Here is a 20495-nt window from a genome sequence, read left to right on the forward strand (position 1 = left end):
TTAAATTGTTATAATAATTATAGCAATATTTTATCATACTAAAGGAGAAATGTAATAATGGTTAACAAAATAATTGATGGGAAACAAATTAGTGCACAAATTAAAGAGGAAATAAAAGGAGAAATTAATGCAAGAAAAAATAAAGGTTATCGGGAACCAAAATTGGTTATTATTCAAGTTGGCGATTTAGCAGCTAGTACAACATATATCAAAAACAAAAAAATAGCTTGTGAAAAAGTTGGCATTATTTGTGAAATTATTAAGCAGCCCTCAGATATTAGTGAAGAAATTTTAGTAAACCAAATTAAACAGTTAAATAATGATAATAGTGTTGATGGAATCCTAGTTCAACTCCCCTTACCACCACAAATTAATTCCTTACTAATTACCGAAACAATTGCGATTGAAAAAGATGTTGATGGTTTTTCACCAACAATTCTTGGAAAAATGTTATTGAGTAATGCCTCACCAAATGAAATCGTCTTACCAGCAACACCAAAAGGAATCATGAATTTGCTTGAATACAATAAAATTGACTTAACAGGTAAGCATGTTGTTATTGTTGGGCGTAGTAATATTGTGGGAAAGCCAATTGCAAATTTAGTTTTAAATGCTAATGGGACAATTACTGTTTGTCATTCAAAAACAAAAAATTTAGCAACATTAACAAAACAAGCTGACATCTTGATAGTTGCAATAGGAAAAGCAAATTTTATCACCAAAGAAATGTTGAAAAAAGATGTTATTATTATTGATGTTGGTACCAATTATGACCAAAATAATAAATTATGTGGTGATGTAGATTTTGCAAATGTGATTGACTATGTTAAGCAAATCACTCCTGTTCCTGGTGGAGTTGGGCCAATGACAATTGCGGCTTTATTGCAAAACTTAATTTTATTATATCAATCTCATTTATAAAATAAAAAAGTTACTTAAGGGAATGATTTTCTGTATTGAACAGGATTCATTCCTTTTAATTTGGCTTGAGACTTAAAATTGTTGTAAAAATAGATATATTTAGGTAAATTTTTAATAATTCATTTGGCTGATTGTTTTTTCTTTTTATATGATATAAAAATTCAGTTTTCATAGTACCAAATCATGATTCTGTATGGGCATTATCATAAGAGTTTCCACGTCTAACCATTGAGATCTTAATCCCAAGATAATTGCATAATTTTTCATAATCAGAATTTGTATAATAAAAACCTTGATCGGATTGTAGAACTCAAGTTGATGGTTTTCCAACTTTTACTCAAAAACTAATTATGTTTTTAAAAAGAAATTCTTTTTCTAAATTATTACTGATTTGGTAGTCCAAAATTTCAAAAGTTGGGGTTGGAATTTAAAATTTTTAATTGTTTTTGCTCAACCATTTTCTTTGCAATATTTTAAAATATTAAGTTTTTCGTTCTTTGCAAATCATTTTGTTCCCATAATAAAAAAATACCTTTTAATAAATTTATGACACATAACTAACTTTTTATGTCTCTATCTTATTTTAGGTATTCATTCATTACTAAGTAACTTTTTTATTAATTATTGCTTAATTTTATCTAAAATATCATTAATTCGATTAGCATTTGCTAAAGTATTATCATAGATAAATTCTAATTCTGGACATTTATAAATATCTAATTTTTTAGATAGTTTACTACGAATTTCTTTACGATAACTTTCAAGAACGGATTCAACTTCTTCTTGTTTTTGTTCTAATAACAATGAATAATAAACTTTAGCATAACCTAGGTCACTTGTTAATTTAACATCATGAATAATAATTTGGTTAATTAGCGGTTCTTTAATTTCGCGTTGCATAATTAATGTTATTTCACGGACAATAATTGATTGCATTCTTTCAACTTTAACTGAATTTTTCATATAAATCCTCTTTTCATTTGTTATATAGTTTAATTATACTTAAAAGTGTTAGTAATGATAGGTCTTGAATAAAAACTTTATTTAGTGTACTATTAAAAAAATATTGATAATTTGAAAGAGGCAACAATGAAAAAACATTTAAATAAAATATGATATAAAGATTATCTATGATATTTTAAAATATTTACTGCCGGATTATCTTTAGGATTTTTAATTTATGGTTTTTACATGGATGTTTTTGTTGAATATTGATATATAAAACCGTTCTCATCAATAGTTGTTCAAAACAAATTTTTTCAAAATCATGCTCATTTTCAAAATTTTGATTTATTAATGAGTTTTTATTCCGTACAAGTTAATATTATTACAATTGTTTGACTAATTCTTAGCATTTTTAATCATCATAAAGAAAATAAAACATGATTCTTTGGGGTTAATGTTAAATTAGCAATTCTTAATTGAGATATTATTATGTTTATTATTTTTTGAATTGGTATCATTACTGGTTTTCGTACTAATCAATTAAATTTAGGCGACTTTACTACCGCTCAAAAGGCTTGTACAACTGTAACCCATTTTATCTTGCCAATTTTATTTTTTATCTATGTTTTTATTTCTTTTGGTACAACAACTATCAGTTTAAAAAAAGAATTTTGAATCAAAGATTTATGACTTTCATGTAGTTATCCCTTATTCTATTGAATTTATGTCTTAATTCGAGCAAAAATTTGATTACTTGATTATGAAACAGTATGAGCTTTCCCCTATCCTTTTTTAGATATTTATGATCCTTTTATTAAAAATGTTTCGCCAACCGGAATGGTTTTCTTAATCGGTTTTATCTTCTTCATTATTTTTGGAGGCCTTCAACTTTTATTAACCTGATTAAATAATGCAATGTATAAAGTTTTTTTAAAAAATCAAAATAAAGTGCTCTGATATGAAAAAATCATAATTAAAATTAAAACAAAAAAGAAAAAAGAAAGTAGTTAGTTGCTTTCTTTTTTGTTACTACAATTTGTAATAAACAAATTAATTTCATTTAAATAATTAACAGGATCATAGTGAATTCCCCGCACATGATCACAATTAAATAAGATTTTACGACTAAGGGCTGGTTTTTCAAATCTTTTTTTATTATAAAAAGCCTGATTGCCCATTTGATAAGGCGTTGCGTGGTCCTTTTGATTTAAAATATATAAAAATGGGATTGATGCCACTAAATCTAAATTTTCACCAGGATTAATTTCTTCTGGATCATAACCACGTTGCTGTTCCGCATATAATTTAATCGCATAATAATGTTCATAATAATTAATTTTTAAATTATTCATATAGTAATAATATAATTCGCTTAAACGATTAACTGTTGAATCTAATACCACCCAGCCAACTGGTTCGTTTTTACCACTAATCATTTTTAAATATTCAACAATAACAAAAGTCCCCATTGATCAACCATGAAAATTAATTTCGTTAATTTTTATTACTGGTAAAGTTTTTACAAAATTAACAATACATTCTAAATCATGTTTTTCAAAATTACTCATCGTAGTAATCGCCCCTGTTGATTGGCCATGGTTACGTTGATCAAAAACAATAATATTATAACCCTGGCGTAAATAAATCAAACCAAAGAAAATACTACGGAATTTATGGGAATTTAAACCATGTGCAACAACAACCCATTTATCATTATTGTCATTTTTAACTCAGGATTTAATTGTAATAGTTTTTAACATCACATCTTGATAACCTGGAACATCATATTCGTGGATATCCCATTTTATTGCTAATTCCCTTGGTGTCGGCATCATTTCTTTAATTTTTAATCGTGTCGTTAAATCAACCAAATATTTTTTACAATACCCTTCTAAATCATAACCTCGTTTTCACCATGTGCTATGAGTTAATAACATTCGACGATCTTGAATTGCATAAAACATTTTAATATATATTTTATTTGCTGCTAAATATTCTTCGATTTGATCTGGAGGCACTATTTTATAAAACCCTGGAATATTATTATATTGTTTTGTTTTTGAATTATTAAATTTTAACTTTGGCAGAATTTTTGGTTTTTTCATCATTATTTTAAACTCGCTTGATTAAAGGCAAATGGTAATAAATCCGCAACGGTCACTATTTGTTGTTTACCATGACAATTATATATTTCAACTGGTGTTGCCAAGGGCAAAGTCTCAATCATAAACTGACGACACATTCCACAAGGAGAAGACATTTTTTGGCTCTCAGTATAGAGAAATAATTTAACAATATCTTCTTTATGATATCCCAAGGTATATACTTGCGAAATTGCTGTTCGTTCAGCACAAATCCCAACTGGGTATGCACTATTTTCAATATTTACTCCAGCAACTTCACGACCATCTTGTAATAAACAAATTGCACTTACATGAAAATTTGAATAAGGAACATATGCATTTTCTTTTAACTGTACTAATTTTTCAAAATAATTTGCCATGATAATTCTCCTAACTAATTTTTAAATAAATTTTAATTACATCTACTAAGGGGGGCAACAAGATTAATAGACCAATCGCAATCGCCAAAATAGAGTTAATTAAAGTTGCCGCGGCACAAATATCTTTAATTTTTTTAGCCTTAATATTATATTCAAAGGATAATAAATCAACAAAATTTTCAACCATTGTATTAATTAATTCAAACCCAATTACAATTCCAATTGTTAATAATAAAATTGCTCATTGAACATAACCAAACTCATTGGGTACTTCTTTTTGCAATCAAATCCCTAAACCTATGATTAAAACTGAAACAATTAAGTGAATAATTAAACTTGATTCTTCTTTGATTGCAGTATAAATCCCTCGAAAAGCATTTGAAAATTTGTTCCGAAGTTTAAAAAAAACCTTTTTTTTATTTGAATTTCTATTTTCTGCCATGTTAATCCTCATTTCCTGTTTCTATTGTATTAAATTTCGAGTGATTTGTAAATCATCTAAAATTTTTCGTTGTAAACCAAACATAATTTCTTCATCAGCTGAAGCAATATGATCATATCCTAAAATATGGAGTATTCCATGAGTAAATAAAAAAGCTAATTCACGACGCAAAGAATGTTGATAAGTTTCTGCCTGTTCAATTGCTTTTTGTGGACAAATAAAAATATCGCCTAAAACTCTAATCCCAAGTATTTTACCAAAATCTATTGTACTATCATCTTCAAGAGGAAAAGTTAACACATCAGCAACATAGTCTTTATTACGATATTGTTGATTAAGTTCTACTTGTGTAGTAGGATTAACAAACGTTAATGATAATTCTAACGGTTCTGTAATGTCTAAGACGGTTTTAACATGAGCAAAAATTGCTTCAAAATCAGGCAAATATTTTTCCAGATCAATCGCTGTTTCGTTAGTAATGTCAAAGATATCTACCATCCATTCACCCTCTTTTTTTAAAATAAAATATCTATTAAATATTTTAGCATTGTTTTAGGGGGTAATTCAAGTTTTGCCGGTAAAAAAAGCGGAAATTGATAGGATGCATCTCATGATGATAACGAATAACTTCCTGTTGCTGTTCGTTTTAAATCAATGTTTGTTTTTAACCACGTTTCATTATACTGAAAATAAAGAATTCCTTTTTTAGTACTAAAGTTAACGTTTGCTTTATTTGCTGGGATAAACTGAAATTCAAACTCAGTATTATCAAGGGGATTAACATTTTTGATAATATAGCCTCCCTCAAAGCCCTTAACTTGATTTAAATTAAGAAATAACATTAAAAAAATTGTTATTGTTAGTAAAATAAGACTTAAAAAAGTAACTTTACCTTTTATCATTTCTATTAAACTCCGTTTCTAAATCAACGATTTGCTTAAAGCATTGTTCAATTATTAAATCATGACCGGCATAAATAATAATTTTATTGTTTTTTAACTTAAGTAAGAATTGGATTAAAATCTTTTTTGAAACATTATCAACATTGCTTAGCCCTTCATCAATTAAGTAAACATCACGATCTTGTCCTAGCATTTTAATAAAATTAATAATTTGAATTTGCCCTTTAGAAAGACTAGATTCATTAGCGTTAATGAATGTTGTTAATTTAATTTGATTACGGTGAAAAATTGTTTGAATTTCTTCGTAATTAAAAATTTGATAATTGCAACCTTGATTAAAATTAGTAATATTATCATAAACCGTTCCAGCAAATAAATATTGCTGCTGCACAAGACTATAAATTTTTGTTGATATTAAGGTTGGGGATAGTAACGTCAAATTATAATTATTATTTATTCGAATTTCTCCCTGCTGGGTTAACAACATTTTACTTAATAAAAGCAATAAGGTTGTTTTACCAATGCCACTACGACCTTTAAGAAAGAGATGACCAGAAAAAGTTAAATTTACATTTTTAAATAACATTTCTGCATCATTTGTATAAGATAATTCAACTAAATTAAAAGTTGTAATAGTAGGTAAACTAATAATTTCGCTTTCTTCTGGGGCTTGTTTAAAGATAAAAGATCGCGTTCGAATAAAAGCATCATAAAATTTTGTTTTTTGAACGATTAAAGCGGAATTACTAATAATAAAATCATTCATATAAATCGCCAACGCCGAATAAAATAATAAATCACCAATACTAAAAACCGCATGAAAAATTAAGTTAAAGGAAAAATAAAAAATAATATAACTAATTATTTGACTTAAAAAGTTTTGTAGTAAATTTTGTCCTAAAATAACTTGTTGGAGTTTAAAGTTTTTAGTTAAAAAAGCGTTTAATTGTTGTTCTCATTGATAACTTAAATATCCTGTTAAATTACTACCCCGTTGAGACAAAAAACTATCATATAAGGCAAGGGTTTCATTTTGTAGTTTTACCCCTTGATTATAATAAAGTTGATAATGATACTTATGGACATGTAAAAATACTAACATCATTAAAAAAGATAAAATATTTTCAATTAAAACAATAACCAAAATTGTGCTGTTCATAATTAGTAAAATAAAAAAACTTATTAAAAACATTAAAAAAGTAACTAATAGTTGGGACAGATGACTACCCAGAAACGTTGCTAACAATGCCAGATCTTCTTGTAACTTTATTCAATTACTGCGACTAATTTTAGTGACTTCTTGATACGATAATTGATTAAAATTACTAATAAATTGGCCGAGCAGTTTTTTGGTAATTTGTTGATTTAAATAATTGTTTAAAAGCGTAGTAAAGTAATTAACAAATAACCGAAAGACTAAAATAATAATAAACGTAATAAAAATAATACCCAGATCATTATTAACAGCATTAGTAAGTTGGTCAAAATAAACTTTTAAAAAGCTTTTACTAAAAATTAAGGATAAATTTAAGAGCAAAGTTAAAGCAAAAATTGCACAAAGAGTTTTACGATATGGTTTTAGAAAAACAAACAACGTAAAAAATGATGTTCGATTAGAAACTCATTTATTTGCTTGTTTAGTAAATAAAATAATGCCCTGAAAAATTGTTAAAAAATTATCCCTACTAATTCATTTAACTTTATCAGTACTAGGATCGGCCATTAAATATTTATGGCCTTTTTTCCCATAAATAATAATATAATGAAAATCCCCATCCTCATTTTTAACATACACAATAAGGGGCTGGTTTATTTTTAATTCAACAAATTCTTGACTAGTAATTTGATATGGGGTTAAAGTTAGTTGATACTTATTTGCTAATTGCCCTAAATCAAAAATACTTAAAGCTGTTTCGGGATGATAATATTGCATTTTTAAATCTAATAAACTAATTTTTTGTTGATGATAATATTCAATTAACATTCCTAAACAGGCAAAACCACAGTCATTAATACTTTCTTGTTTTAAAAAAGGATAAATCATTTCCCCCCAGCCTTTCTGTTAACTATTTAACACAGAAGCTGAGCAATTCCTTTTAATAAAAAAACAGTTTTGCAACTGTTTTATAATCAAAATTTATAAATTTTCATATAAATAATTTTAATAACCATACTAATCGCGGCAAATAAGAGGACGCCACCAGCTAAATAAGCATACCAAATTACTGGTGGAGGTGCTAATTGAATCCAACTTCCCACAACGGGAAGAAATGGCAAAGCAAAAACAAAGATGATAATTGCTAATAACGGTAATGCTAAAACTAATGGTGGGCGATTTTTAAATAGATTTAGTTTATCTGTTCGCATAAAAAATATCATTAAAATATGTAAAACTGCCCCTTCGGTAAACATTGTTGTTTGAAATTGATAAATTAAATTAACATTTTCTGGGTTATTATAATCAATTTGCCCCATTGTTCCTAATGATGTTAAAATGATGCCCATCACAATAAAGTTTAAAACACTAATAAAAGTTACTGACGGACCATTTCAAAAAGTAAATGAAAGTATCCCTTTCGTATCTCAATTCCGCGGTTTTTGGGAAAAATCAGGATCAACTTTATCAAAAACAACCGCTACTTGCGAAAAGTCATATAATAAATTTTGAAATAAAATTTGAATTGGCGCCATTGGAGAAAATGCTAATCAAGCTGAAGCAATTAGTAATGATAACATCAAGCCAAAATTTGCCCCAATTGTTACTTTTAAATATTTAATAATATTTCCAAAAATATTACGACCTTCTAAAATTCCATGTTCTAAAACTGCCAGTGATTTTTCTAACAAAATAATATCGGAAGCTTCTTTAGCAATATCAGTAGCATTATTAACAGAAATCGCCACATCACTTTTTCGCAGCGCTAACGCATCATTAATTCCATCGCCCATATAACCAACTTTATGTTTATTACTTTTTAAAACATCAATTACTTTTGCTTTTTGTAAAGGGGTTAATTTGGCAAAAATTGTTGTTGTTTCAACAGCATGTTTTAATTGTTCTGGGGATAATTCATCTACTTCTTCTCCTAATAATGTTCCATCAACTTTTAAGCCAATTTGCGTACAAACTGAAGTTGTTACTTGTGGGGAATCACCAGTTAAGATTTTCATTGTCACCCCATATTTTTTTAATAATTTTAAGGTATCTTCAACATCTTTTTTTACAACATCGGTAAAACATAAAAACCCTAAAAAAACTAAGTCTTGCTCATCAGCAATTGTCACCGCCGAATTTGTTGTATTTTTATAAGCAATCGCAATTACTCGTAAACCAGCTTGATTTAACAATAGTAAATCTTCTATTATTTTTAACTTTTGGGTTTGATCTAACGATAAAATATCACCATCATTATCAAGATAATTACAAACCGCTAAAATTTCTTCGACCGCTCCTTTACTAATTAAAGTATGTTCTTGTTTAGCAACATTATTTAATAACACTGACATTTTACGACGAGTAAAATCAAAAGGAATTTCATCTAACATTTGATACTTATCTTTTAAATCACTAGTATAATTAACTCTTTTATAATCTAAAATGGCATTATCAATTTGATTACGCATCCCAGTTTGAAAATAACTATTTAAATAACCATATTTTAAAACTTGTGGATTATTAATTTTATTAACATTATAGTAATTAACTAGTTTAATTTCATCTTCCGTTAGGGTTCCAGTTTTATCAGTACATAAGACATCAATTGCCCCTAAATTTTGGACCGCATCTAATTGCTTAATAACAACTTTTTGTTTTGCTAAGCGTTTACTTCCTTTAGTTAAATTAGCTGCGACAATCATTGGCAATGATTCGGGCGTTAAGCCAACTGCGACTGATACCGCAAAAACTACTGCATTTAACCACTGCCCTGTTCGCACACCATTTAAGACTAATACTAGTGGTACCATCACTAAAATCATTATAATAATTAAACGGGTAACTTTTTTGATTCCAATATTAAAATTAGTTTCAACTTTAATTGTTTGTAATTCCGTGTTAATTGCCCCTAAATAAGTTGCAGCCCCAGTATTAACGACAACACCAATTGCACTACCCCCAACGATACTGCTACCCATAAAACAAAAGTTAGAGATATCAAATAAGGCTTTGTTTGTACTATTATTTAGAATTGTTTTATAAGCGGGTGTTGATTCACCATTTAGAACTGATTGGTTTACTAATAAATTTTTGGTATATAAAATCCGCACATCACAAGGAACAATATCTCCTGTTGATAAATAAATTAAATCCCCCGGAACAATTTTTTGCGCTTCAATCTTTTGGACTTTTGTTACCAAATTAGCAATATTTTGTTCATTAATTAAAGCCATTTTTGTGGCACCATTGCGAATTATAAATGCTGTTTTTTTAACTAATTGTTGCAATTCTTTTGATGTTCGAAAAGCTTTATAGTTTTGGACGATTGAAATTATCGCACTTAATAACATCATAATTAGAATAATTACGGCACTAGCTAAAGCTAATGAGTCAGTAAATTTCGTCATAATATAATTCACAATTTGAAAAACTAAAATAAAAATTAATAATAAATTAAAAGGATTAATAAAAGTTAAAAAAATCTCTTTTAAAAAACTAAATTTTTCTGGGCGGATTTGAGCAAAAGTTTTTGTTTTTAATAAATTATTTGCTTGTTCATCATCATAACCAAGTTGAGGAATTTTTAGACTATTAAGTAAATTTTCTTCATTATCATTAGCAATGGATTGATATTGAAGAAAAAAATCATGATCATTTAAACTTTTTGCACTAACTTTTTTCATTTCTTTTCTCCTATGTAATATATCATAACATTAAAAAATAAAAAAAGATTTAAGAAACTAAATCTTTTTTGGTATAAATTAATTCATTAAACCCGCTTCATATAGTTTTTTGAAGCGGCCATCAACTTTTTTCAATTCTTCAAAGGTTCCAGTTTGACAAACGCCTTTCCCTTTTTCTAACACTAAAATTTGATCAACATTTTTAATGGTACTTAAACGATGGGCAATAACAATTGTTGTGCGTCCTTTCATTAATTTGTCTAATTCAACTTGAATTTCTTTTTCGACGATATTATCTAAAGCACTAGTTGCTTCATCTAAAATTAAAATTTCAGGATTACGTAAGAACATTCGGGCAATTACTAATCGTTGTTTTTGTCCCCCTGATAAAATAAACCCACGTTCTCCTAAGACTGTATCAAAGCCTTCCGGCAATGATGAGATAAAATCATATAACTCAGCTTTTTTAGCCGCTACTTCAATATCAGCTTTGCTAACATTCATGGCCCCATAACCAATATTGTCATAAAATGTCCCATATAATAATTGTGGTTCTTGTTCAACATAACCAACATGGTCTAAATATGATTTTAAATTAATTTCTTTTAAATTTTTATCATTATTAACATAAATAGTTCCTTTAGAAGGGTCATAATAACGTAATAGTAACTTTGCAATTGTTGATTTACCAACGCCAGTTTCTCCAACAAAGGCATATGATTTTCCTTGCGTAAATTTAAAGTTAAAGTTCTCTAAAATATAAGGTTCTTTTTCATCATCGTTGTCATATTTAAAATAAACATTTTCAAAAACAATATTACCTGAAATATCACTTAAACCTTGGCGATCTTCATGGACATCAATTTTTGAAGTTTGTTCAAAAATATCGGCTACCCGCATTGATGATGTTGAAGCTTGTGCTAAATTACCTAGTAAACGAACAACTTGAATAATTGGGAAAATTAACGAGTTAATACTCATCGAAATTGATAACATTACGGTTGGATCTAATTTTTGTTGATTAACAAAAACAATCCCAACAATTAAAGCAATTGTATTCATACTTGTTAAAGTAGTAATAACAAAGGCAATCAATAATGACTGGGCTCGAATTGCTTGCATACTTACTTTATAGTAGTTTTTATGAATATCAGTAAAACGTTCTTTTTCATATTGACTAGTTCCACTAGATTTAATTAAACGTATCGCATTTAAACGATCATTGACATCCCCATTTACATTTGAAACAACTTGACGTTGTTTATACATTAAACGACGAATAAAGGTAAAACAAAAGGCTGTTAACAAGAGAATTCCAAATGAAACTCCTAGAATAATCCCTGATAATTCAGCAACTGTTCCTGTTCCATCTTTAAAAACATAATTACCATTTTCATCAATTTGAGGAATTATTTGTCCACTACTATCGATAGTATATTGTAAAATTCGGTTATCTAACGTAAACATAATCGCTATTGCACCAAAAAATGTAAAAAAAGCATTTAAAAAGTTTTGGGGAACTTGGTAAGCTTGATCTCCTAAAATTTGCGTATCAGAAATTAGTCTTGTTAAAATATCTCCCATTTTTTTATCATGGTAATAATTCATATCTAAATCAATTAACTTATTTAAAACTTTTAACCGAATATCAATTTCAATTTTTCGTGAAATTGAACCTCCTACTCAGTTTTGTAAATATAAAAAGATTCCTGACACAATAAATGAGCCTGCGAAACCAATTGCTCAATAAATTAAGGTCATTCATGGCATTGCTGGATCTGTTAAACTTGTTCGCGCCAAAAGTCCCGTTTGCAATTCAGTCATAACAATATTTGTTAGTTTTGGCAACGCCACAGTGATCCCGGCTGTTAACATAACAAAAATAATTAGCAATAATCATCGAAATCAGTATTGCTTATAATAAATTGATAATAATTTAAAAAAACCCATTTTTGAAGGTTTTTTATCTTTTTCATGAGTATTAGCAGCAAGAGTTTCTTCGTGACTATTAGTACTTGCTTGTGCTTTGGTTGTGCTCATTATTTTCCTCCTTGTTATTATTGTTTTATGCTATGTTTATTTTACCGTAAATTATAAAAAAACCTAATTATTTTTACAAATGCTATAATTAAATAATAATTTAGTTACAAATTAAAATTATAATGATTTTAATAGTATAGAAGTCCTTTTAGTTATTTAAAATAAAAAACAGTTATTTAAATTTAACTGTTGCTCTTTAGTTCAAAAAAATAATTTATTTATCTTAAATTATTATTTTACCTAACTATTTTTAATATTAATAAATCTAAATTTAGCCAGTATTTAGTTCGTAAATACCATCACTTTTTGCTACTCAAGTGATATTATTTCCAAAATTAAAAATTGAATCTGATTTGGCAAATTCTACTTGTCCTTTAATTGTCCCATCAGGATTCATTTGATAAATTCCTTTATTATCAGCAATAAGAATTATGCCATTATTAAGTTGAACTATTCCTGAAATCCCATTAAGAGGAATAGTTGTAAGTTTTGTAAAATTATAACCATTAGAATCCAACTGATATATTCACTGTTCTCTTGTTGCCGCTAAAACTCTTCCATCAGCTAACTGAATTATAGAATCAATACCTCCACTAAATCCCCCATCAACTAATTGTTTGATTATCTTGCCATTAGAATCCAACTGATAAATTGATTCCCCAGCTGTTGCTGCTAAAATTGTTCCATTAAAAAGTTGCGTTAAAGCAGTAATACTGCCATCAAATTCCTGCGAAACTTCATTAAAAGTAACATTATCTTTATCAAGAATTACTTGACGAATAACCCCTTCATAATTATAATTATAACCCTTATCTCCACCAGCAAGAATTTTACCATTTGACAATATTAATAATTTGTAATGATTTTGGAGAGAGTCCCTATATAATTCCTTTTCATTTTTACCATCAGAATCTAACTGATACAATGTTCCTCAAAAATCACTAGCAAGAATTTTGCCGTTATCTTTTCTTTGAGCCATTGAAATAATAGAGCTAACATTATTATTAATAACTTGTTTTATTGAACCAATTTTAGAATTAAAAATTCGAAAATTCACTGCTATTTTTTCATCATTTAAAATATAACTTGTACTATCTTTTTTTACTTGAACTAAAGCCTTTTGATCACTAATAGAATTAAGAACTATTTCAATTTGAGCAATATCTACTTCTTGATTAACTTCCTTAATTTTATTTAATATTGTCATCTTGTTATTGTCAACGACATCGCCAATATTTTCGGTTGTTAAAACATCGGATAATAGTTGGCGGTTATTTTTTGTAAAATATAGTTTTAAAATATCATCTTTTAAATAAATCTGGCTGCCAGGTCTAACAATTAAATCCGCTGTTATAGTGTCATTAATAAGAAGGACATTTGCAATTTTAACTTCTTCAACTCTTAATGTACTATTAGCACTGGCAATTATTTGCATTAATTTGTTTGGATCTTCATTAGCTGAACTATTTGGAAAACTTCTTTTTTTAACATCTGTTGCTAAAGTAATTAACCCAGCAATATAATTAATATTAACTGTAGAATTTGGGTCATACAAATTACTGGAAGATTTTACCCCAACTGTTGCCGAAATTTTAGTAATGTTTATAACATATAAGTCTTCAATTTGTACTTCAGAATTTTTTTCTTTAACCGCTGTTAAAATTGTTTCTTCACAATTATCAGTAATATCTCCCAAGTCTTTATTTTTTAAATGTTCATTTAAGTTCATTCGCCAATTATTATTTGGGAGTTGACCATTAACAATCTTATTTTCTAAGTAACTAAAATATCATCCTAAAGTTCCACCAGTTGCTGCTAATAATAAAATTAAGACTAAAGTAATACTGATGATCATTTTTTTCATTTTTGACATATGTAAAAAATGACGATGATTAAGAAGCAAAATTTGCCGCTTAAAACTACGTTGCATTATTTGATTATTATTTTTTATTAATTGCTGAGCAATCATATGCGTTTCTTCTTTGCTAGTAACAAGTAGCTGATTATTTTTCGTACTATTGTTTTGTTTAATTTGTTCAATAGTTGCTTGTGATAATTTGATTCTGTTATTACTAATTTTTATTTTTGGTGAACCATCGCCATTATATAAGTCCTCTTTTCAAAAGAAAACATAAGAATCATTTTTACAAAAAATAAAAGCCAAGGGGACTAAACCATTATCGTTAGTAAGACTACCATTTTTATCAACATCACAACCTAATAATTCTAAATCTTTTAAATCCTTTAACGGATTCTTTTTCGCTGCAATAATAACTTTTTTAAATTTTTCCTGACAATTATTGCACATACTATCATAAAAAATTTTTTCCTTATTTTCCATATTTAGTTACCCCCAATTGTTACAATAAAAAAATTCTAAATAATATTAATCTTATATCTTTTGCTTTTAAAAAAACAAAAAAATTCTAAATCAGCCTTATTTGTAATTTTTTTTTGGTAATTGTTGGTAAATTTTATCTAAAAGAAAAAAATAGTGAGCTAAACTAGTTTAGCTCACTATTTTTTTTAATTTAATCTCATTTCATTGCATTTTTTGCTGAAATTACTAATCTTCTAAATCATCATCAGGTTTTAAATCAGTTAATGATTCAATTTCAAACATAATTCCTTTGACATTACCGCGACGGGTTTTTTTATTATTAATCCGAAAGGCGTAATTATGATAAATAAATTCATTAGTACTTGGATTAGGGTTTTTAATATCATAATTTGTCTGACTGACAAATCATTGGTATAATGTTTTGTCATGCGTATCAGGGGGTGCGGCAATTTGTAGATATTTTTGAAAAACTTTCGGGACGCGCATATTACCATGAATTCAAAACATATGATGGCCAATTTCCTTGACCGATCCAGTTTCATCATCTTCATCATAAATTTCACCAACTAGTTCTTCTAAAATATCTTCCATTGTAACAACTCCTAAAAAATCATTACTATCTTTACTCGAACTAACAATTGCCATATGGATTTGTTCTTGTTGCATAATTTCTAAGGCATCATCAAGTTTTAAATAACGTGATAAAAAGATTGGTTCAGTTGATAATTTTTTAAAATCAAGGGTTTCATGATCAATTAAGGCAATAAAAACATCCTTAATATTTAGAAGACCAATTACTAGATCAGTTTTACGATCTAAAACTGGCATCCGGGTATAACGCTCTTCTTTATAAAAAGTTTGTAATTCCCGTCATGGAATATCTGAATAAATTCATTTTACTTTATTTTTTTGGCGCATAACCGAGCCAACATTTTTTTCATCAAAAACAATTGCTGATTCAATTAATTTTTTTTCGTTTTTCTCCAATACCCCTTCTGATTCAATTGTTGAGATTAATTCTAACAATTCATTTTCTGTTGTTGATACTCCCGCGTGGTGTTTTTTTAATACTAAAAATCACGTAAACGGATAAACCAGAATTTTTCAAAAGGTTAAAATATAAGCAGCAAAAATTGAGAACTTTTCTGGGAATCGTTTAACAATTGTTTTAGGGACTAATTCCCCAAAAATTAAAACTAAAACCCCAATCACAACTGTTGCGACTCAAGTTGCTGTTTCAGCACTATTAATAATATTAGTAAAAAATAAGGACCCAACTGTTGCTAAAGCAGTATTTACTAAGGTATTAATAATTAAAATTGTTGCCAAAGTACGATCATAATCTTTAACAAACTTATATACCCGTTTTGCTTTTTTAATACTGCGTTTTTTTGCTTTTGAACTATTAATTTGTAATTTTCCCCGCGCCATTTGTTTTAAACGAATTACATTAATTGAAGTAATTGCTGTCTCAGAAGCGGAAAAAAAGGCTGATAAAATCAACAAAATAATCATTAGAGGTAACAAAACCACAAAAATGGTGGTGGTGTCAATCATTTATTTACAACTCCTTTTGTATTTAATTAATAATATACTTGATTTTTATTTTTTTTGCAAGTCTTCCCGGTAAATTCAGAAAAGCAATAAAAACATAAAAAAATAGAATTTGATAATTCTATTTTAAATACTACTTTTAGGCTTAAGAAAACCAAAAAAAAGAATAAAACATAATCTAAATTTTCTTCCCTTTCGTACTACGAAGATTACTTAAATAATTCAATAAAATTGCTAATAATACTGCAATTAATAATAACGCAAAGATAGCTAAAAAGAATATCGGATAGCCAACCTTCGCGGGGTCAATTTGGTCATAGGGCATTGGAGTAAACGCCTCACCTTTTTCAGATGGAAAATACTTTACTAACATAATTCATCGTAAAATAACATAAGTGATATAGGCAAGTAATAATGGTAAATTATACCAACAATATTTTTGACAATATTGTTTTGTGCTAATTTTTTCGGTTGTAAATAAAAAATAATATGTCAAAATAATAATTGGAATTAGCATATGTTCAAAAACTGATTTAATAATTTTATACCAAGTATTAAAACCAACAACACTTTGGGGATTAATTGTTAAGGTTAAAGTAAAAACTAAAAAACTTATTAAATTTAAAGAGGCAATACGTGTTAAATTATTTTTCCCAGTTATTCAAGGTGGCATTGTTTTAGTATGACAATTAATTCAATTTAAAAAGCCATAACATGATGTTGCTATTACTATTCAAACTGACAAATAAATCGATTGGTTAATAATTGAATAATCAAAATTACGAGTTTCTTCACCATATTGGCTATCAACTATTATTGTTGAAAAAAATAAATCAAGAAGAACACAAAATAATGGAACCAAGGCCAAAATAACAAATAATCCATATTTTATTTTCGCACTGTGGCGTGTTAAAAAATGTAGTTCTTTTTTCATAATTTAAAATCTCCTGTATACATAAAACTTCGGAAGATACTTTGGTTAAAAATAGATTTTTTAAAATAATAAAGTAATAACTTTTTCCCAACCTTTTGGCCCCACCCAATTACTTCTTAAATGATAATAAGTAACTTTGTTAAAATACTTTATTAATTTGGTTAAAAGCTTAAATTAGTTTTTAAATTAATTTAAATAAAGCAGATATCATTCGAAAATAAATTGGCAATTAACTGCCCCAATTAAACCTATCTGACATCTTACTTGTTTTTTCTCCACCCATATTTAAAAGCCTCAATAATTATTTTAAATTTTTCATAGCGTAATAATATCATTTCAAAAAAATAAATTTAACGGTTATTTGGCCAAAAAAGCTAGGTTTAGAAAAAAATGGTATATTCTGGTTTCTTTTTTGAAATATATTTAATAAAAATCTTTAAAAATTAACAAAAATACGGTATAGTATATTTATGAGTAAAACTAGTACAGGAGGCCAAAGGTTTTATGAAAAAAATATTAACATTATTGACAGCAACAACCTTTATGACCACAACAGCAACTACGGTTGTTGCTTGTTCACAAAATAATATGAAATACTATACTGAATTTATGACAAAAGTAAGTAAAGAAGATACTTTTGTGATGTTTGTTTCGGCAAATGACTGTCCTTATTGTACTGTAACAAAAGCAACAACAATTAAAGAATTATATAATAATGGCCAAGGAACACAAGTTTTTAAAGACTATTTAGCTGGTAATTATGGGAACCAATATGCTTTAGATAAATATTATGATTCTAAAAATGATCAAAAAGTAATTGATGATTTAACAAATTCATACTTATATATTGCGGATGCGAAAGAACATTCAGGAATATGAGACCAAAAAGGTTTTAACAAAATTGCGGATTGAGTAGTAACCCAAGAACGAAATAATAATTTAATTAATGGGCAAATCGATAAAACAATTACTGTCCAATCATTATTTGGAAGTAATGCAACCCCTTTCTTCTTATATATTAAACAAGGTCATTATATGGGCTTTGAATTTGATAGCTTTGGAACATGAGAAGAAGGGTCTGAACCGGAAAAATACTTTGATAAGTTTATTGATCATATGGTTCTTGAAAATTGAAAAAATTAAAAAATACTCATTATAATATGAGTATTTTTTTAATCTTCAATAATATTTATCATTGAATTTAAAATAATAAGTAAACTTTCATAAATTGTTTGGTGGGTATAAATTTTTTGTTTGTCATTAATTAAAATTGGTGTTGTTGTAATAATATCTTTTATCTTATCAACAGTATTTGCTTTTGTAATTATTTTAATATTTTTAAAAGAGAATTCTTCAATTTTTAATTTGATTAAATTTATCAAATAATTTGAATTATGATCTAAGACAAATAAAATAATCAAATCATCTGGTTGCAAGCGTTCAAAAAACTTTTTCGCAATAAAATTTAGACAAGTTAAATATGAATCATAACTTGAAATTATTAATTGATGATAAAAGTTTAACAATAAAGCATAATAATTTTGTTCACCAATAATATATATTTTTGCAACGCTAGCAAAAAGATCACGTAATTCAACAATTGCCGTTTGATTGGAAGATAGTACTTCCGATACTAAAATCTTATGTTTGGCTAATAAATTTTTTATCTTTTCGTCTGTCAAGGTCATTTCTTGATTATATTTATTTTGCTCATTTTCGCCTTCAGAACGAAATAAAATATAAAATTCTTTTCATCCTGTAAAACCTAATGATTTGCAAAATTTTGTTACAGAAGAAATACTTGTAAATGATGCATTTGCAATATCATTAATAATGATATTTGTCTTAATTTTTGTTAATTCTAAAATTGCTTTAGCAATAATTGTTCTAACACTTTCATCATTGCGAACAACTATTTCTTCTAATTTCTCATGAATTATTTTTTTATCCACTATACCCACCTATCCATCCCATTTAATATCTTCGTGGTAAAACATCCGTAATAATCATTACTCGAATTATATTAAAGTTTGATACTAAATGGAATGAAAAAAAATTGAGAGATTATTAAAATATTTTACTAATCATACATGACAGTTCGTTCTTTAACTACTTCTTCAATTTTTGTTAAAATAATGAATAAATCTTCAAAAGCAAAATTTTCAATTTGGTTACATATTATTTGGATACTATTTCTTTCCACTCATAACCTCCTTTCGTCAAATATTTACCGATTGAAAAATCTTTATCCTTTATTAAAAAAACATTGAACCAATTAATGCCAATGTTTTTAAATAATATTTATTTTTGCTAAAGTTTTCTTTTTAATGGAATCTGGATTATCTGTTATCAGAGAAGTTAAATTGTCAAGATGATAAAACTGATAAAAACCTTGTTTACCAATTTTAGTACTATCAATTAAGGCAATTTTTGTCTGAACTTTTGCTAGAGCTGCTAATTCTACACGAGCTTCTTCTTCATTAGTTTTATAAATATTTCCCTTATGGTCAACATGACTAGCTGAGAAAAATACTTTTGTAAAGTTGATTAAACCTAGGCTTTCTTCACAAAATGATCCATAAAAACTTGCTCTGTTTTTATTTCATTTGCCTCCAACTAAAATTATGTAGTTAATATTTGGATTTTGTTCTAACAAATTTAGAATTCGATAAGAATTTGTTATTACTTTCACAGGTCTTGAAATACGACTAACAAATAATTCGCATGTTGATCCACTACCAACAAAAATAAAATCATTTTGTTGTAAATAAGTTTCAGCTTTTTGGGCAATAATTATTTTTTTATCAAAATTTGTAACAAGTTCTTCTTTATCCTTAATTTGGTTTTTTAAACCTATAAAATTAACACCACCATAAAATAATTCTATAATTCCCTCTTGTTCGATTTGTTTTAAATCACGGCGAGTTGTTGTTGAAGAGATTCCATTCTTTTTTGCATACTCTAAGATGTCTTGCATATTATGAAAATTTTTTGTACATAGATACGACAAAAATAGTTTTTTCCGTGCAAACCGATGCATTTATATATGTCTCCTTTGTTTAATAATTTTCATG

General features: G+C 27.3%; 19 protein-coding genes. 3 read left to right on the forward strand and 16 right to left on the reverse strand.

What is annotated here, in order from left to right:
• Nucleotides 1-57 precede the first annotated feature (57 nt).
• A complete protein-coding gene (locus SCHRY_RS03030) occupies nt 58-921 on the forward strand; it encodes a bifunctional 5,10-methylenetetrahydrofolate dehydrogenase/5,10-methenyltetrahydrofolate cyclohydrolase (RefSeq protein WP_016338999.1) in 864 nt (287 codons plus the stop codon).
• 14 nt (nt 922-935) lie between these two features.
• Here SCHRY_RS03030 and SCHRY_RS05660 read toward each other — a convergent pair whose 3' ends face one another.
• Together SCHRY_RS05660 and rbfA are read right to left on the reverse strand one after the other, a co-directional pair.
• Nucleotides 936-1106, reverse strand: a complete 171-nt coding sequence (locus tag SCHRY_RS05660) for an IS3 family transposase (RefSeq protein WP_236607982.1) — start codon at nt 1104-1106, stop codon at nt 936-938.
• A 436-nt stretch (nt 1107-1542) separates the two neighbouring features.
• Nucleotides 1543-1884, reverse strand: coding sequence for a 30S ribosome-binding factor RbfA (gene rbfA, locus SCHRY_RS03040; RefSeq protein ID WP_016339000.1), 342 nt, complete (start codon nt 1882-1884; stop codon nt 1543-1545).
• 126 nt (nt 1885-2010) lie between these two features.
• Here rbfA and SCHRY_RS03045 point away from each other — a divergent pair, with 126 nt between their 5' ends.
• Entirely contained in the window at nt 2011-2877 is an 867-nt protein-coding gene (locus tag SCHRY_RS03045) for a hypothetical protein (RefSeq protein WP_016339001.1), read from the forward strand.
• On the opposite strand, the gene SCHRY_RS03050 is transcribed toward SCHRY_RS03045, so the two are convergent.
• The 11 genes from SCHRY_RS03050 to SCHRY_RS03100 form a co-directional block, all read right to left on the reverse strand.
• Nucleotides 2874-3974, reverse strand: coding sequence for an alpha/beta hydrolase (locus SCHRY_RS03050; protein ID WP_016339002.1), 1101 nt, complete (start codon nt 3972-3974; stop codon nt 2874-2876). The two genes, SCHRY_RS03045 and SCHRY_RS03050, sit on opposite strands and share 4 nt — an antisense overlap.
• Nucleotides 3974-4369, reverse strand: coding sequence for a cytidine deaminase (cdd, locus tag SCHRY_RS03055; RefSeq protein WP_016339003.1), 396 nt, complete (start codon nt 4367-4369; stop codon nt 3974-3976). The genes SCHRY_RS03050 and cdd overlap by 1 nt, the downstream gene beginning before the upstream one ends.
• A gap of 10 nt (nt 4370-4379) precedes the next feature.
• The gene (locus SCHRY_RS03060) at nt 4380-4811 is read right to left on the reverse strand and encodes a diacylglycerol kinase family protein (protein WP_016339004.1); all 432 of its coding nucleotides are present in this window, start codon (nt 4809-4811) and stop codon (nt 4380-4382) included.
• A gap of 21 nt (nt 4812-4832) precedes the next feature.
• A complete protein-coding gene (ybeY, locus tag SCHRY_RS03065; RefSeq protein WP_016339005.1) occupies nt 4833-5309 on the reverse strand; it encodes an rRNA maturation RNase YbeY in 477 nt (158 codons plus the stop codon).
• 17 nt (nt 5310-5326) lie between these two features.
• Entirely contained in the window at nt 5327-5713 is a 387-nt protein-coding gene (locus tag SCHRY_RS03070; protein WP_016339006.1) for a hypothetical protein, read from the reverse strand.
• On the reverse strand, nt 5700-7757 hold the full coding sequence (locus SCHRY_RS03075; protein WP_016339007.1) for a cysteine peptidase family C39 domain-containing protein: 2058 nt from the start codon (nt 7755-7757) through the stop codon (nt 5700-5702). The genes SCHRY_RS03070 and SCHRY_RS03075 overlap by 14 nt, the downstream gene beginning before the upstream one ends.
• An 80-nt stretch (nt 7758-7837) precedes the next feature.
• Nucleotides 7838-10552 carry a magnesium-translocating P-type ATPase gene (mgtA, locus tag SCHRY_RS03080; RefSeq protein WP_016339008.1) on the reverse strand — a complete coding sequence of 905 codons (2715 nt, stop codon included), beginning with the start codon at nt 10550-10552 and terminating at the stop codon, nt 7838-7840.
• Nucleotides 10553-10630: 78 nt separating this feature from the next.
• Nucleotides 10631-12592, reverse strand: a complete 1962-nt coding sequence (locus SCHRY_RS03085; RefSeq protein ID WP_016339009.1) for an ABC transporter ATP-binding protein — start codon at nt 12590-12592, stop codon at nt 10631-10633.
• Nucleotides 12593-12863: 271 nt separating this feature from the next.
• Entirely contained in the window at nt 12864-14933 is a 2070-nt protein-coding gene (locus SCHRY_RS05455) for a hypothetical protein (RefSeq protein ID WP_016339010.1), read from the reverse strand.
• Nucleotides 14934-15158: 225 nt separating this feature from the next.
• The gene (locus tag SCHRY_RS03095) at nt 15159-16490 is read right to left on the reverse strand and encodes a hemolysin family protein (RefSeq protein WP_016339011.1); all 1332 of its coding nucleotides are present in this window, start codon (nt 16488-16490) and stop codon (nt 15159-15161) included.
• A 175-nt stretch (nt 16491-16665) separates the two neighbouring features.
• The gene (locus SCHRY_RS03100; protein ID WP_016339012.1) at nt 16666-17421 is read right to left on the reverse strand and encodes a hypothetical protein; all 756 of its coding nucleotides are present in this window, start codon (nt 17419-17421) and stop codon (nt 16666-16668) included.
• Nucleotides 17422-17925: 504 nt separating this feature from the next.
• Between SCHRY_RS03100 and SCHRY_RS03105 the strand changes: the two genes are divergently transcribed.
• Nucleotides 17926-18564 (forward strand): lipoprotein, encoded by a 639-nt coding sequence (locus tag SCHRY_RS03105; protein WP_016339013.1) that lies wholly within the window; start codon nt 17926-17928, stop codon nt 18562-18564.
• A gap of 29 nt (nt 18565-18593) precedes the next feature.
• On the opposite strand, the gene SCHRY_RS03110 is transcribed toward SCHRY_RS03105, so the two are convergent.
• The 3 genes from SCHRY_RS03110 to SCHRY_RS03115 form a co-directional block, all read right to left on the reverse strand.
• Nucleotides 18594-19373 (reverse strand): MurR/RpiR family transcriptional regulator, encoded by a 780-nt coding sequence (locus SCHRY_RS03110; RefSeq protein ID WP_016339014.1) that lies wholly within the window; start codon nt 19371-19373, stop codon nt 18594-18596.
• A 128-nt stretch (nt 19374-19501) separates the two neighbouring features.
• Nucleotides 19502-19624 carry a hypothetical protein gene (locus SCHRY_RS05625; protein WP_016339015.1) on the reverse strand — a complete coding sequence of 41 codons (123 nt, stop codon included), beginning with the start codon at nt 19622-19624 and terminating at the stop codon, nt 19502-19504.
• Between the two features lie 87 nt (nt 19625-19711).
• Complete coding sequence (locus tag SCHRY_RS03115; protein WP_016339016.1) at nt 19712-20461, reverse strand: DeoR/GlpR family DNA-binding transcription regulator; 750 nt, start codon at nt 20459-20461, stop codon at nt 19712-19714.
• Nucleotides 20462-20495 lie beyond the last annotated feature (34 nt).

Origin of the sequence: Spiroplasma chrysopicola DF-1 (assembly GCF_000400935.1) — a bacterium.
Lineage (GTDB): Bacteria > Bacillota_I > Bacilli_A > Mycoplasmatales > Mycoplasmataceae > Spiroplasma > Spiroplasma chrysopicola.